Genomic DNA, 636 nt, shown 5'->3' with positions numbered 1-636 from the left:
ATAATTAATAAAAAAATCATTTTATTTTCATTTTGTAGGAATGTTTTTAACTTTTTTTATCTAACTATATAGCGAAGGGATAAAATATTAGAAAAAATATCTTTTGAAACTAGCAAATTATAAAAAAATTAGACACTTTTTCATCTAATCAAAAATGTTTTGTTGGTTGTTTGAAAAGATATTAACAAATTATCACTTAATTTCAAGTATTAAAGAACAATTTTAAAGACAAAAGTTGTCTAAAAAAAACGGAACAGTCCAAATTTTATGAGATATTTTGGTTTCACAATGTTCGCATTCGGAAGTATGTTTTTCTTGTCTATCAAAATCATGTTCGTCATAAATCCATTGCAATTCTGTCATATTAAACTTCTTTTCAAATAAAAAGCGCATATTCCTTACTAATTTTCTTTGAAAAGATATAAATTTTATGTATTTTATTATACATTTTATTGCTTAAATTTTCTAATTTATTCATATTTCCACTCCTTTGGTTTTTAAGAATAAACCTTTTTTTAATAATTTAATTACAATTTTTCGGATATATTTTATTATACGTTTTTGTTGTAATCTTTTTGCCAATAATATAAGAAAAGAAGTGAAGGTGGATAAAGTTTATCTTATTTTTTTCTTGAT

1 protein-coding gene is annotated in these 636 nt (G+C 21.5%); it reads right to left on the bottom strand.

Annotation, left to right across the window (positions count from 1 at the left end; genetic code table 11):
• Window positions 1–222: 222 nt before the first annotated feature.
• Window positions 223–363 carry a hypothetical protein gene (locus tag RI68_RS04090; RefSeq protein ID WP_017192331.1) on the bottom strand — a complete coding sequence of 47 codons (141 nt, stop codon included), beginning with the start codon at window positions 361–363 and terminating at the stop codon, window positions 223–225.
• Window positions 364–636 lie beyond the last annotated feature (273 nt).

It is taken from the genome of Vaccinium witches'-broom phytoplasma str. VAC, from assembly GCF_000309405.1.
In the GTDB taxonomy this organism is placed as follows: Bacteria; Bacillota_I; Bacilli_A; order Acholeplasmatales; family Acholeplasmataceae; genus Phytoplasma.
This window is presented reverse-complemented; position numbering and strand designations above follow the sequence as displayed.